This is a genomic window from Polystyrenella longa, assembly GCF_007750395.1.
Classification (GTDB): domain Bacteria; phylum Planctomycetota; class Planctomycetia; order Planctomycetales; family Planctomycetaceae; genus Polystyrenella; species Polystyrenella longa.
On the sequence record NZ_CP036281.1, the window covers coordinates 829,703 to 845,197 of the forward strand.

Annotated in this window: 8 protein-coding genes; 2 read left to right on the forward strand and 6 right to left on the reverse strand. The window is 51.8% G+C overall.

Features of this window, described 5'->3' with window-relative positions:
• Positions 1-18 precede the first annotated feature (18 nt).
• The 4 genes from Pla110_RS03085 to Pla110_RS03100 form a co-directional block, all read right to left on the reverse strand.
• Positions 19-1,065 carry an ABC transporter permease gene (locus tag Pla110_RS03085; protein WP_144993089.1) on the reverse strand — a complete coding sequence of 349 codons (1,047 nt, stop codon included), beginning with the start codon at positions 1,063-1,065 and terminating at the stop codon, positions 19-21.
• The gene (locus tag Pla110_RS03090) at positions 1,062-2,522 is read right to left on the reverse strand and encodes a sugar ABC transporter ATP-binding protein (RefSeq protein WP_197440470.1); all 1,461 of its coding nucleotides are present in this window, start codon (positions 2,520-2,522) and stop codon (positions 1,062-1,064) included. The genes Pla110_RS03085 and Pla110_RS03090 overlap by 4 nt, the downstream gene beginning before the upstream one ends.
• Positions 2,523-2,679: 157 nt before the next feature.
• Positions 2,680-4,194, reverse strand: a complete 1,515-nt coding sequence (locus Pla110_RS03095; protein WP_197440471.1) for a hypothetical protein — start codon at positions 4,192-4,194, stop codon at positions 2,680-2,682.
• A 101-nt stretch (positions 4,195-4,295) separates the two neighbouring features.
• A complete protein-coding gene (locus tag Pla110_RS03100; RefSeq protein ID WP_144993096.1) occupies positions 4,296-9,065 on the reverse strand; it encodes a neutral/alkaline non-lysosomal ceramidase N-terminal domain-containing protein in 4,770 nt (1,589 codons plus the stop codon).
• Positions 9,066-9,624: 559 nt separating this feature from the next.
• On the opposite strand from Pla110_RS03100, the gene Pla110_RS03105 reads away from it, so the two are divergent.
• Positions 9,625-10,716, forward strand: coding sequence for a hypothetical protein (locus Pla110_RS03105; RefSeq protein WP_144993099.1), 1,092 nt, complete (start codon positions 9,625-9,627; stop codon positions 10,714-10,716).
• A 123-nt stretch (positions 10,717-10,839) separates the two neighbouring features.
• Here the strand turns inward: Pla110_RS03105 and Pla110_RS03110 are convergent, their stop codons facing one another.
• Positions 10,840-11,442 carry a nitroreductase family protein gene (locus Pla110_RS03110; RefSeq protein ID WP_144993102.1) on the reverse strand — a complete coding sequence of 201 codons (603 nt, stop codon included), beginning with the start codon at positions 11,440-11,442 and terminating at the stop codon, positions 10,840-10,842.
• 573 nt (positions 11,443-12,015) lie between these two features.
• Between Pla110_RS03110 and Pla110_RS03115 the strand changes: the two genes are divergently transcribed.
• Positions 12,016-13,950, forward strand: coding sequence for an exo-alpha-sialidase (locus Pla110_RS03115; protein WP_144993104.1), 1,935 nt, complete (start codon positions 12,016-12,018; stop codon positions 13,948-13,950).
• A gap of 33 nt (positions 13,951-13,983) precedes the next feature.
• On the opposite strand, the gene Pla110_RS03120 is transcribed toward Pla110_RS03115, so the two are convergent.
• Positions 13,984-15,360 carry a hypothetical protein gene (locus Pla110_RS03120; RefSeq protein WP_231742899.1) on the reverse strand — a complete coding sequence of 459 codons (1,377 nt, stop codon included), beginning with the start codon at positions 15,358-15,360 and terminating at the stop codon, positions 13,984-13,986.
• Positions 15,361-15,495: the final 135 nt, after the last annotated feature.

A 15,495-nucleotide genomic window follows, 5' to 3' on the forward strand; every position in this document is an offset into this window, starting at 1 on the left:
ATAGCTGTTAGAAGCTCGTTATTTTAATTCTTCGAGTAGTTTCTCAGTTCGGTGCAGCCAGCAGTCGATGCCAATCACACTAACGATGACGGCACCCTCAATCGCCTCTCGCCAGTAGACATCAACGCCAAGGTAGATCATGGATCGGGAGACCAGATACAGGAAACAGGCACCCAGGGCCGAGCCAAGGTAGGTTCCCTGCCCACCGAAGATATTGGTTCCTCCCAGTACGACCGCCCCAATGACGGTCAGTTCGAAACCGATGGCAATCTGTCCTGGTTTGATTTCCTGGGGATTGGTGACCAGGGTGAGGGCGGCCAGTCCGAGGAATAGACCACTCACAAGGAAGGCAAGACTCCGGAGTCTTGCCGGGTTAAGACCCTGGCGTTCGCATGCGACGGGAGAACAACCAATTGCCAGCCAGAGTCGGGGTAACTTGCCGAATGCTTCCCAGAGAAGAACTCCGATCATAACAACAAGGAGAATCTCTCCCGCGTAAAATTTGCCCGGACCCTGATACGCTTCGTCCTGAATGCTGAAGACTTCGGGAAAGTCAGGAACCGTGAGGTGCGCGATGATCAACGCGAGCCCTCTGTATAATGTTAACCCGCCCAATGTCAGAATGATGGGAGAGACTTCTAGAAGGCGAATGAGCCAGCCGTTCAATACGGAGAAAGCAACAGCGGTGGAAAAACATCCCGCATAGCAAACGGCGGGGGAGAATTCGTAGTAATGGAGAATGCCAAACGTACTTCCTGCGACGGCGATAATGGAACCGATGGAAAGATCAATGGCGCCGCAGAAAATCAAACCAGTGAGGGCGAAGGCTCCCAGAACTTGCGGTGCGATGTTGGGTCCAAGGTCGACGAGTTCATTCCAGAAGGAGCTTTCCCGCTGCTGAGCGGCGAAAAAGAGATAGCCAAGCAGCACCAAATTCCCAAACAGTAAAAACAGAATTCGCTGTCGTACCGCAGGAGGCGACTGACGATAAATCAGTTGAGCCGTAGAACGGGCAGGTTTGTATTTAGGAGACGCCGGATCCGTTTTCGCGGATGAGTTTGTCATGTCGTCTTCCCATCGTGAATGAGGCCGGACGCGGCAAGGACGACATTTTGTTCGGTTTTATCGTCACCGGTAAGCTCTGTTTCGATTCGACCTCGGTTCATGACGAGGACACGGTCCGACATCGCCAACACTTCGGGGAGGTCAGACGAGATGAGTAAAATCGCTTTCCCTTTGTCGGCGAGTTCTTCGATCAGAGAGTGGATTTGGGCTTTGGCGCCGATATCGATTCCGCGCGTCGGTTCGTCAAGAATGATGACTTCTGGATTTCGCTCGAACCAGCGTCCCAGGATCGCTTTTTGCTGATTACCACCGCTCAGTTGGCCAATCGATTGTTCTCGACCGGCACTGCGGACGTCGTAAGTTTTGAGGACGGAGTCGACTTTCTCTCGTTCTTTCTTGAGAGAGATGAAACCAAAGCGACTCACTAATCGCGAAAAACCAATGCTGATGGAATCGTTCAGAGAATGATCGAGAACGAGTGCCTGCCGTTTGCGTTCTTCGGGAATATAGACGAGTCCGGATTCAACTGCCTGCTGCGCGCTAGAAGGTTTCCAGAGACGGGTCCGATAATGCATCTGGCCTGATTCAATGGGGTAGAGTCCATAGATTGCACGGGCGAGTTCAGAACGCCCGGCACCAACGAGCCCTGCCAGGCCGAGGATTTCTCCCGCGTGGAGCGAGAAGGAAATGTCGTAAAACATATTATTCCGGGTGACGTTTTCCAGTTCCAGCAGCGGGAGCCCCAGCAACCGTTGTTTACGATGTGGAAAAACCTGTTCCAGGTCTCTTCCGACCATCTCTGCCACCATTCGCTCTGCCGTGATGTCGACGGTGGGACAGTGGTTGATGAGTGTGCCTTCTCTCAGGATCGCCACGTGGTTGGTTAACTCGAAGATTTCATCGAGCCGATGCGAAACATAGATCATACTGACCCCTTCTTTTCGCAACCTTTTCAGGTGCCCGAATAAACGTTTAATTTCAGGCTCGGTAAGCGCCGCACTGGGTTCGTCCAGGATGAGCAACTTAGCTTTACGGGCCAACGCGTTAGCGATAGCGACTTCCTGTTTCTGAACAGCGGATAACGATTCGAATTGAGCGTCGGTCGCGATTTCAATACCGAACGATTGAAGTCGCTCCTGTGCAATGTTGTGAACCGCTTGCCAATCTGTACTCCACCAGGGAGTGCGGGGCCACGGTTCGCCTAGCAGCATATTTTCGGCGACGGTCAAATGGGCTGCGTATTCCAATTCCTGATGAATCGTTGCGATCCCGGTTTCCAATGCCTCGCGTGGAGACGGGAATTCGACCGGCTTTCCCTGAAATCGAATCGTTCCCGAGTCGGGCGAGTGGAGTCCGCTTAATAGTTTGATCAGCGTCGATTTGCCTGCACCATTCTCACCAACGAGCCCCAGTATTTCTCCTTCGCCCAGGGAGAGATCCAAGGGCTTCAGAGCCACATATGCCCCAAACGATTTCGTTAATCCCTGTAGATCCAAAAGAGTCGGAACGGAATTGGTTTTTGTTTGGGAGTCGGTCCGGATCATTTGTCTTGGGAATCAATCGGAACAGGAAAGACAACGAGGATCAAATACTGAGGAATCAATTATTGGGGAATCAATTATTGCGAAACGCAAAGCTGTAAAGGTCACAATTATTCATCTGAAATCGAATGTAAACAGGTTGTCCTGCGTACTTGGAGATGTCGAAATCTGGAAAATCAACAGGAGCTCGTAAGTGATCGCCCGAGACTGGAATTGATTCGGCGAGAAGGAGACCGGAGGAATCGTGTAAATGAACGACCACCGACCCTTTGGGTTTCGTTTGAATGTTGAGTTCCAATCGATCACCCGAGAAAACAACCGGGACTGTTTTCAACGATCCGGTTAATTCCCCCGATTTCGCTGATACAAACCGGTCTCGCTTCCATGTGACTAACCCAATGCTGCCCGTGTATTCTGAAAGGCGGCCTGTTCCTTCTGCTCGATAAAGGCATGGGTTTCCATGCGTGAAATTGCAGGCACTGTAATACAGGCGAACTTCATCATTCACCAGAATGGCTTCCGCGGGTGTCGTAAAGAACCCGCTGTCCCACTGGCCTGGTTTTCCGCGGGGAACAACTGGCGTTCGAAAAGGGCGTTCCCAAGTGACGAGGTCGCGAGTGACTGCGAGTTGGATCTCCGAGGGGCCTTCGTGGTTTCCGTATCGGGCATCATTATTAATAGTGAAGACCCAGGGGAAACCGACCGTACAGCTTTCTGCCTGATAAACACCTGCTCCATAGAATTCGGTTCGCATTAAATCAGGTGCATCGGGAACGTCCAGTAGGGATCGAACTTCCTCAATTCGGGCGAGCGAACTGGCGTCGTCGCGTAAATCGGGTTTAAAGATATAATAGGGTTCAGACCAGGTTAGAAAATCCTGGCTGATCGATAGACCAAAGCAGCGGCGGATATGATCGCGATGCTTCGTGACCAGTTTGGGAATTGCGACATACTGTTGCCGTTGTCGGTCGAAATATCCAGTGAGAACATCGCTGGAACGAACGACATAAGTTTTGCTTAATCTCGTCCAATGGATGCCATCGGGAGAGACCATCGTCTGCGGTCCCCCTTCTGGTTTGGGAGCATCAATGTGACAAAGCATTTTATAGCGGCGTGAGGGATCAGCCTCTTTGTTATCTTTAATGACAGAGGCTAAATGGCACTCTGCTACAATGTTCGTCGGTTCGCCAGCTTCTGTGAGGTATTCCTTCAGTAGCGGTTTAGTCCAATGGAGACCGTCCTCACTGGTGGCATAGCAAGTGACATAGGTTTCGCTTTGATCAATTCCATTCGAGGCGAGATACCACATTTTGAAGAGCTGTTCTTCTTCATCGAAGAGAACTGTTCCGTACAATTCAAGTCGCCAGCCTTCCCAGGAACGGTCGACGGTGATCAGAGGGTTTTGGGAATGTCGTTTTCCGGCATGCATCTTGAAATGCACGTTTTCAGAGTCATGAACCAGGACCTGGTCGACGAATAATTGAGCTTTGTCAGCCACGTCGAACGGGGAATCGCCGGCCAGCGCCGAAAATGAGCAGATGACGAGCGATAATGTCAGGAACACGAACGTCCATTTTGAGTTGGGCATACGGGAAATGATTTGCACTATGCCTACTTTCAAATTTTAAAAGACGAATCGTTGCAATTCAGATAGTTGTTGGTCAGGAAGAATAGAGGCGACGTCTGGAACTACTTCAAGGGGACGATGCCGATGTATTCGCCGTTCCCCGGATGAGTCGCCGTGATCTTGATCGTCAGCGGTTTACCGGGGGTGACCATGTTCGCGGGTACTTGCAGTTCAATGACACCGCTTGACTTTGATCCGGAAGATTCGAGAGCCATGTAACGTGCGAGTAATCCATTCTCCTCGTTCATCCATTGAGCATCTTCAATTGTCGAGGCGATTTCAACCTGTTGATTGTCATTGATGGAAAGAGTGAAGGGATGTGTTGGTTGGTCACCAATTTTCATTGCGATGGGAAGCAGAACGGATTGAGGTTTGGCGGGGTCGGCATCTTCCGGAATGACTGTAGTCTCACAGATAACGTGAGTCGCAGCGGTGCCGGCTACGCTGACGGCGACTTTGGTGTCACCGTACCAACCGAGATGATTGACCAGCACGGGGCTGGCAGCTTCGTTGCCCACCTGGACGGTTGCGGCTTCTCGAACAAGCTGTCGTGCATTGTTTGCAATTCGCTCGTCGGTAGCCCCAGTCGTGCCTGGTTTGCTTCTAAGGAACGCAATGATATCAGCCATGTCCTGATGCGAAACATCCTTCTCAAGCCCTTCTGGCATGAACGACTTGCGGGTATTCACTAATTCATCAATGTCGGTTCGCAATAAGATCCTTTTGCGACCATTGTTTTCTGCCAAGGTAATGCTGCTGGATGATTCAGAAACGATCATGCCGTTGTAAGCGCGGCCATCATTCATCACGGCAATGTAGTTGCGGTACTGACCTTCGACCGCTTTGTTTGGGTCGAATACAGCCAGAGCGATATTTCCGGCAGACTTATCGGACAACGCGGTAATATTGGGGCCGATATTAGTTCCCACGGCTCGGACCTGGTGGCAGGCCGAACAGGTTCGCCGGAAGACCAGAGAACCTCGTATCGGATTGCCGTCCATTTGAGCAACAGATTTGTAGTCTTCGACAATCTGGACACGATCACTCGAACCGGTGGATTGCAGAAGTTTGTTGGCTCGTCCACGTATTACATCGTCAGAGAGCGATATCAGGTTGGAACGGGTCGCCGGATCGAGGTCGACTGCGGCCACAGTTCCTTCTTCCAATGCATCCAGGAATATCTTAGTCCAGGCAGCTCTGCTGAGCAGAACACTAGTGACGGATCCTTGCAGGCTGGGAGAGTAGGCTCTCCAGTTCTCCAGCAACATCGTGGGGACGGCATCGCTTTTCTTACTTGCCAGGTTCGTAATCGCGGCTTCCTGGAGCAATGAGGGAATGTTTGGAGTTAGAAGTTCTGAGAGAGCTTCGAGGTTATCGTCGAGGTCATCAAGTCCTCGTCCCAGCAGACGAACGGCCAGCTGTCGCGAGGCGAGGTCAGCATCTTCATCGGTGGCGAGTTCGAGTGCGGATTCGAAAATGTCGTCCGTTTGTTCCCATAGTTCTTCCTGTTCGCCCGTCACTTTGTGAAGCGTGCTGAGATCAGAGCCTGCTCGTTCGAGCGCATCGAGAAAGGAACCCATGGCTGAGTATTGCCAGGGAGCGATTACTGCATCTTCCGCTTGTTCATTTGGTAAGACGATGTTCGCGAGAACCTTTGTGGCAACTTCTTTCGATTCGACTCCCAAGGCAGTAACAACGAGATGCTGAACGAGTTCCGCCCAGGCGCCGGAAGTATCGGGATGCGCGAGGACATAGTCGAGCATCAACTCGGCATGGGGTAAAGCGGAGGAGAGAACGGCGGCTCGCATCCAATGGTCCTCGGCAGTGCTTACGCCCAGCTTGGCGAGGGCATCTGCTGCGAGCGGGTCGTTCCATTCTCCAAGAGAAAGGGCGATTTGTAGTTTGAGTTTGATTTCCGGATGTTCAATCAGACTGGTGACCTTCTCCCCCAGTGTTGGGTGATCGTTCATCAGGGGTTCACTTAGTTCCACAGCGGCGGAGAGAACGTGCCAGTCGGTGTCGTTAAAAGCACTGAGTAAAATCTCTTCGTTAAGTGCGTTGATACCAGCGAGTGTATGTAAAGCCTGTACTCGGCTGACGGGCAGGGGAGCATGCAGTGCGATCTGTTTGAGTGTTCGCAGCAGGTCCATATGTTTGGAAGAATCTTCACGGTTGACGAGCAATTGCTGGGAGAGATCGCGTACCGGTCCGTTGGTACTTTTGAGATGCTCTGCAAGTTCAACAGAATCGAGCATTTCCAGATTAGGAAGAGGCCCCTGCGGCCGGTTCCCTTTTTTATAAACACGGTAGATGCGACCTTTGTCTTCGCCTGCGCGGACGTTCAACATCTTCTGCCAATCGTCCGGAATCCATTGGGGGTGTTCGATCACTTGACGATACATGTCGGCAAACCAGATTGCCCCATCGGGGCCCGTGGTGATGCGGACAGGGCGTGACCAGACGTCGGTGGACGCAAGGAATTCACGGTCCTGTTCACCCGGTGCACGAACACCGTGAAAAGTGACACCGTTGTCATTGAGCACCGTGCGAAATACCAGGTTGTGAACGGGTTCACAAATGAGAGCACTATGTGCGAATTCGGGGCCGAGGGTGACATCGCGGAAGATCCCCTCACCACAAGCGGAGGTCACACGGTTCGCCGCGTAGAGGTCGTTAAACCGGTCGACCGTACGGCTGGCGGGATAAATGGGGGGAGCTACAGGCGGGTCGATCAGTTCTTCTCGTGGTGGAGGAGCAGGAAAAAATCGATTCCGACGAAGGTATCGGTCTGAAATGACATAGTGATAGATCGGTCTACTGTTATCACTACCAAACCAGTGTCCCCAGTCATCACGAACGCGTCCGTACTGGGTCCGTCCACTTTCGGTTTCGATTTCGCTGGTATCTGGTTTGATGCGTATGTCGAGGTTCGACATGTTGATTTTCTGGCCAGTGAGAACGGCGGTGATCTCTTCATTGGGGGCGCCGCTGCCGACATGAATCCAGTTATCGAGTCCCCAGGCAAAACCGTTGACACGGTGTTGCGGGTTCGACTCGACAAAGCCGGTGAAGAGAACTTGTTTGTGATCTGCTTTTCCATCGCCGTCGGTATCTTCAGCGTAGAAAATGTCCGGGGCACAACTGACGATGGCCCCTTTCCGCCAGGGCATGACGCCGGTGGGGTAGGAAAGACCATCCAGGAAGATTTGGGCGTCGTCCATTTTTCCGTCACCATTGGTGTCGGTGAGGATGCGGACCTGTCCGCCCGGAGTTCCGTCGTTATTTAATCCATTTGGGTAGTCGCTCATCTGGACAACCCACAGTCGGCCATCGGGGCCGAAATTGAAGTTCACCGGGTCGGCGATGAGCGGTTCCGAAGCGACAAGTTCGATCTCGTAGCCTTCGGGTAGCTTCCAGGTTTTTAAGGCTTCTTTGGGAGACTTGGCTCCTTCGGCCGGGTTGGATTTGATTTCCTTGACCCGTTTCAGGACGAGGTCTTCGGTGCCGCTGGCCCAAGGGCCGGGGTGGTTGTAGAAGACCTGAGAAAAGTCGACTTCGTACCCTCCCTGTTGAATCATCGATTCGGAGGGGACATAGCCAAAGACATCGTTGGCGTAAGCCGTAACCCAGGTGCGCTGGCTATCAGTCAACTCGTGTCGAATACGATGGGCGTAGGGAGAAACGACTTCGCCACCCAGAAAGACCATAGTCAGCTCATCACCGAAGGCCCAGGTCTGGATTGGCATTGGGTAGGTTTCGGGAAGACGACGTTTTCGCTCGTAGACTTCCACCATGTTCTCGGCATGCCGACGAACCTGAGGATTAGGGTCATTCAGGAGGTCGCGGAATTCCTGCACATCGCGACGATTGTATTCGAGTCCGGCGTAGCCAAATGAAGCTTCGGGAGCGGCTTGAATGGGTTCCAGCTTTGTACCCAGGATACGTTTCACTTCATCCGCGATGACACGCCCATTACTGACGGCTTGTTCGAATTCACCACGAGGTTCCGGGTTGGCGTCGGCGCCGCAACCAATGGTGCAGAGGGCGACTGCATCGGTGTATTCTTCTTCGAGAAACTTCTGAGCATAACCGGCCCAGTCGCCATTCACGAAATTATGTTTGGGAACGAGCGTGGTGCAATGACAGGCATAGTTGAAGACGATCCCGAGCAATTTGCCGTCGGCGGAGGTGACTCGAATGACAGGGAGAGTTTCGTCGATAATGCCTTCCGGATTGGGGCCCATACCGACACAGATGCCCCCTTTGATAATTCGTCGATTCATCGCGAGGCGAGAGGCTCCCTCGCCCCAACTGAGTTGAGCCGGCGCGAGTGATTTGATGGCTTCTCCGACGGAGTCGACCAGTTGGTCTTCGATGTACTGAGTGTATCGATCCATCGCGGCGACTTCCGCTTCGGACTGGGGAGCCGCAAACAGGTTTGGGATTCCTGCGGAGGTATGAGGCGCGGTGTGCGAGTGGGTGTTTGCCAAGGCAAAGCGTTCACGACTGATACCGAAGTCTTTTTCGAGTCGTTCGGCAATCTGTTTGGTAATGACGCCGGAAAGACCAATCCCTTCCACCGAACTGAGGATGTGAATAGGTTGGTTGCCCTGACGGATGGCCAATGTACGCACGTAGATTGGTTCTTCCACACGCTCAAAGGGTTCAGTGCGGTTACCATATCCAGAAAGGCGCACAGGTTCGGTGGGGGTGATATCGCGTTTGGCAAAGCTGGCCTGGAAATCTGCAGCAAACAGGGCAGAGGAGCAAACCGAAAGGAGTCCGGTTAATACCAGCACGCACAAAAGATGACTTCTACCGAATGGAAGCATTCTTATCCTCAATATTTATGTGGGGGATACTTTATGTATGGGCACCTTCACGAGGGAAACCGAGAAGGGAAGGATCAGAGGGGAGTCCAGACTGCACAAGGAAAGGTCGCGCAGTGAGGCCACTAATGTACTTATAACAAATCAGACTCTATTAGACTTGATCGTGCGAGGGAAATGCAACTGAGCCGTTATTCGGGAGGGGTTAAAGCTTGCCAGGTTTCACTGACCGGCAGAGGTGGCAGCCTTACCGTAAACGGGGTTTTTCCCTTGTCCGAGTACCGATTATAGACGGACCTTCAATACCGGCAATCAGCGATGTCGGGATCAAAGTGTGCTGGACAGCGGCGAAAGTATCCGATTTTCGATAAGGAATGCCTTCCTTTTGGGATGTTGTCGGCTGGGCCAGGAGACTTAGACAGGGCTGACAATCACGTAGATTAGACAGGCGTGCAGGAGTTCAACAGAAGACCCGATGCGATCGGGATCAGTTAACCCCATGATTTCTCGGCGATAGTCTAAGTCGGAGAGAAGTCAGAATCTGATACGTTGAAAGTTGGCAATGGATTTCCAATTCATAAAAACGACGGCCTGTCTGACTGGCCTTGGTCTCTGCAGTTCCCTGGTGGGCTGTCAGAGTACCGACAAACAGGATTACTATCAGCCTCACGGTCACCGTGGAGAAATGGTGCAGCAGGTACCGCAGGCGCATTCTGTACATTCTGCTCCCGGTTACTCACAGCAGGCACCGATGCATCCATCGCAGATGAATTCTCTGCCACAGAATGACGCGCGGCCGATGCAGTCGGGTCCGCTGTACACACCGAAACAGCAGCATCAACCACGATTGATTGCACCACCGGGACAAGGTGGTTCGTTGTCTCCTCCCATGGCACCTCCAGCGGTTCCTGGTGTCGCACCCTATGGGGCACCTAATGGCGGGGTTATTCCCGTTCCCGCACCTACCAGTTGGGTTCCAGCACCTCAGGGTGGGTACATGCCCGCCAGCTACTTACAGCCTCAACAGGTGAGTGGTCCCTGGGCTCCGCACGTTCAACAAAATCAGATGGGTCCCTTCGGGCTGATCACACCAGAAACACCCCGTACCTTCGCTCCCGTTCCGATGCACTCTGTTTCTCAAGCAGAACAGGTTAAGTACCTGCCTGTGCGGTTTGACTCTTCCAACGTGGTTCAGAATTCGGGTCAGGGTTTATTCGCACCAGGCTGGCAGGATCGTCAAACAGAATGGACGGGTAACCGTCTGCAGATGACGACACCATGGCAGATGCAACAGAATGTGGTTAACCCCGTGGTACTCAATCCCATTCTTCAGCCGCAGTCCGCAAACCGTTTTGTGACTCGTGAAGGTACCAGCGGACAGCAGTTCATGATTTCACCACCCAGCAGCACCTTGGTTGACGAATGGCCATTGAAGGTGGATGAAACTGAACTTGTAAACGTAGAAGAATTCGTACCGGATGAGAACGTAGTCGAAGCATTTGTGTCGGGAGATTTGCCCATCATCCAACCAGAAATTCGCCATCGTCTGCAAAACGCACAAGCTTATTCGGAATCAGCACGAAAAACGCCCGTCTCTCGTTCCGCTGAAGCGAAACAGGAGACTGCAGGTCCTATGTTACTTCGTTTTGAATAGTCTAATCTCGAAACCCCTGTTGATGAAACGGCCTTCAACGCTCCATGTGTTGATGGCCGTTTTCTATTGGGGTGAATTCGAAATTGATATCTATTATTTCGAATTCTATTTTCAGAGAAACTTTCAGAATTGATCCCAGATCAGGACTTCTTCGAGCGGAATTTTCCCACCACGAGGTTTCGGTTCGCCGTCTGCTTTCCCGACGGCGACAAACATGGCGACGAGGTGATCTTCTGGCAGCTTGATCAGCTGACCAACCTTTTCGAAGTCGAATCCATCCATTGGGCAGGAGTCGAGCCCCATTCCTTTTGCGGTCAGCATGATCGTCTGGGCGATTAATCCGCTGGACCGAATCGCTTCGTCGCGTTGCAACTGATCGCGTCCGTCGTAAAAGTTCCGGATCATGTTGGCCAAATTCTGTTGAGTCTTTTCATCAACATGACTCCAGTACCGTTCCGGCTCCTTCTTCCAGGCTTGCATGTCCGCGCAGAGCACAAACAGAACGGAAGATTGTGTCACTTGTGGCTGATTATTGGCGGCCTCGCTGATTTGCTGAAGCAGTTCTTTATCTTGTACAGCGACGATTCTGTAATGCTGGATGTTGAACGCAGAGGGAGCCAGTTTGGCAACCGAGATCAGTTGTTCGATATCTTGTCGGTTCAAGGAAAATTCTGGATCGAATGATTTAATGGCACGACGTGTCTGGATTGCTTCAATGACGTCCACAGGCTCAGATCCTCTCTGGAGTTTTACGGGTAAACAGTTTGGTTGACTGATGAAAAGAGACAGATCGCAGCGAAACTGCGAGGGAGAGGTAAGTTCGGCACGATTCGACGATACAGGGCCCGCCAACTAAACAACAGTTTTTGCAACAACGGAGACTTTGTTCAGTTTCTGAAGTCTTTATAGAAGCTATCCTAACGGAACACATTGTGCGAATGTACTGTGGGCGGAGACGTGAATCGCGCTCCCTACCGGATTCGGTAGGGAGTTGCATTTGCCTCTTTCCGTGGTTTCAATGAGAAGATCAAGAAATTTTGCGGGTCAATAGAATGCATTACACGCATCATTTTCGAAGGAGCTAGAAAGAACTCAAATTCTTGAGTGGAACAGAGTTGTGTTCTATCAACAGTGTCACAACTTGTGTTTTTCACGATCGTTAGAAAGTTGTTTATCGATAACCAGTTTCCGCTCGAGTAATAACTGATAGACACAAATGAATGAGTTCTTCGGGCTTGGCCTGTATTTATCCCCCCCCTCGTAAAGCTGAGTTCGATTGTAGAATCAACAGGATACTTCATGAATAATATGAACAAATTACACTCACCTGCCAGCAAATGGTTGCTGGGACTGACCCTGGTTTCTTTTATGAGCATTTCGGTAATGGCAGCAGAGCCAATCACGTTATCAGACGAGGTTTCCTCACAGGCTCTCGAAGTCCTTGAGTCTGGTCTCGGGGCCGAAGACTTCTGGCCTTCCATGCATGCTGCCGAAGCGTTGACGGGGGCAGGGCATCCGGAAGATGTGGTGACTGTCCTGACTCCGATGTTGGATAAAATCGACGATGATCAACAACGGTGCGGAGTGGCTCGCGAGTTAGTCCGCGCGGGCGAACGTCATCATCGCCATGTCCTCTTTTCAATACTGGGCAGTGACGACCCTTACGGTCACATTCATGCCTGCGAATCGATGTACAAAATCGGCGAAGTCCATTATGGAAACATGCTGCGAAAGGCACTCGCGAATGAAGAAAAACCAATTCAACAGATGATGGCGTCGGCGGCTCTAGCGAAAGCAGGACATCCACAAGCGATGGATCTGGTCCGTGCGAAGCTGAATGATCCAGACGTGAATATCTCTCGTATCTCTGCCTGGATACTGGCCCGTTTGGGAAATGAACAGGATATCGAACCTGTTCGTCAGGCAATGGCGAAGGCGACCAAACCGGAAGATCGTTGTTATTTCGAGCATGCCCTTGCGATGTTAGGTGATCCTGCCGGGAAGGAAGCGACGTTAAAGAACCTGGAGCATACTGACTCGTTTGTTCGTCGCTACGCTGCAGTCTTTGCTGGAGAAGCGGGCCTAGTCGAAGCCCAACCTCAGCTCGAAAAAATGCTGAAGGACGAAGACGTGGATGCCCGAATTCGTGCCGCTCAGGCATTGTTCGTACTTTCGAAACCGCATCAGGATATCCAGGAGATTATTGTCCGCGATGTCTTCGCAGCAGATGAAAAGCATCCTCGTTACAGCGAAGGATCTATTATTCAGCTCGATAACGGAAACCTGTTGTTTGCAAATACAGAATTCGCCGAGTCGACATCCGATTTTGCCGAAGCTCAAATCGTGGCAATGGAATCTGCGGATGAAGGCCGAACATGGACTGACAGACGTGTTCTTCAGGAAAACATTGGTGGGAAAAATGTGATGTCCGCAACATTGCGGCGGCTGACGCATGTGCAAAAAGAACCGGCTGCGATCGGGCTCTTTTATCTGGTCAAGAATGATTATAATGACCTGAAAGTGCACCTGCGGACTTCGACAGACGAAGGCAAAACTTTCGGGGAACCGACTGTGGTTACCGACGAACAGAAGTATCACGTCCTCAATAATGACCGCGTTACCTTACTGTCCACTGGCCGTCTGATCGTTCCTGTTGCAGTGAGTGCTGATGTTAAACAGGAAAACCACTTTGTCTGTTACTGTTATTACTCCGACGATGCCGGAAAAACCTGGGTAAAAGGAGAAGGGACCGTCGATGCTCCTCAGCGAGGGGCAATGGAACCGGAGGTCGTTGAACTCCGTGGAGGCCGTCTGGCGATGTTAATGCGGAACCAACTCGGTTTCATCGGTATCAGCTATTCAGAAGATAATGGAGTGACCTGGAGCGAGCACGAGAGCTGGAACGTCACTGCTCCTGAAGCACCCGCGACGATCCGCCGTATTCCGGCTACAGGTGATCTGGTGTTGATCTGGAATAACAACTTCGAAGAAGGGGCCGGTCACAACGGCAAACGGACTCCTTTAACAGCGGCGATTTCCAACGATGAAGGGAAGACCTGGAAGCACGTTAAGAATCTCGAAACCTCTACCGAGCATACTTATTCCTACCCGAGCCTGATCTTCACGCAAGGACGAGCTGTGATGAGCTACTATGTGCACGACGAATCGACCAAGCTGTATTCCACCCGATTCCGTTCGGTACCGGTAAGCTGGTTTTATGAAGACGAGAAATAATGAGCCTGTGACAGACCTTGGGTCTGTCGGCTATTAAGAATCTGAACCGGCCTTTTTCCAATACGGGGGAAGGTCGGTTTTTGTTTGCTGGAGGATTTCGAGGATCGCCTGGCGTTGATCCGAATCGAGATGTGCGTAATCGTCGTCCTTATTGCGTTCCGTGAGAATGTCCCAAAGCTGTTGGTAGGCTGATTCTTTTACAGGTGCGGGTAGTTTGTCGAATGCGTCTGAATAGATCAGGTAGCTACAGGGATACTTGAGTATTCGGTTTTGCAAGTCGAGCTGGCGAAGTGATCGGCCTTCTGAATCGAAGGGACCTTGAGCGACGAATTCCTTCGCGAAGTCCGATGTCCCCATAATTGGGGATGTGAACGGGGCACTCCCTTTGAAGAGGAGAGCCTGCACCAATCGCCGGGCGGCGTTATCGATACGGCGTTGGATTGATTCGCTCCGTTCGTATTCTTCGATAGGGGCGTTGTCGGCGGCATCGCCCGATTCGTTCACACTGCTTTGGGCGAGCATTGATTTAATGAGCGTTTCATCATGCAACGCTAACTGGCCATAGTAGTTGGCCTGGGTAAGTGCGTTGTGCATTTGAGTTTGATGTTCGAGAACAAGTAACGCGACGATATCGCTATGTGGTGACGGATAACGTTCGGTATTGAGGAAGGGGGAGAGGTCCTTAATATTTGAACCGGTGGCGGCATCGAATTCTGTGTCGTCATCATTGACGGTCTCGACGAAATTATTGCCCAGATGTTTGGCCGTACCGTGAGTGCCGGTGACGAACCAGCCGCCCCAGCGATCGTCGAAGGGGGTTTGATCGTCGACGAGATGAGTGCCCATACCGAAATTGACTCGTCCCGTCTTTGTGGCAAAGACAGAACGGACGAGGTGCCCGGGAACATCGCGCGTATGCGATGTTGAATGGCATTGCAAACACTCGTGCGTCTTGCGTTCTAAGATCGGGGCGTCGGCTTCGCGTTGATCGAGCGTGTAAAAAATGCCACCCAGTTTCGGGTCGACGGTCGAGATCTCGAGAACCTTGGCGTGAGGAATCCAACCGACGTAGGTGTCGTCGTTGAAATAGATCGCCCGTGGAGACTCGGGACTGATGAAGCGTTGCTGCAAGCTGGTCTTGGAGAAGACCAGCCCTTGAGAGCTAACGGGTATCTCTAACGCCTCTAACAACGCAGGGAGATATCCCTGTTGTGGGTCGTATTTGAGCTGCCGCTGACCTGCATCCAGCTCAGCCTGTATCCGGGCCACAGGATCATTCGGGGTGCTTGTAAGATAGTTGATCGGATCGCGATCAAACAAATCCGCCGCCTGAAGCGAGGAATGGAATACAAAACCAGTACACAGTGTTAGACCAGTACACAGTAATAGGAAAATTCTGGAGCGCGACACGCAGAACCTTCTCCCAACAAAGGTTTAAATTGGATTAGTAAATCCAGAATAGTCTTACGCTGGGGTAGGATCAAGCCTGATTTGGGCAGATCGTCGGTCTGCCCGGTCACCAACAGTTACAGTGTCTGTTAATGA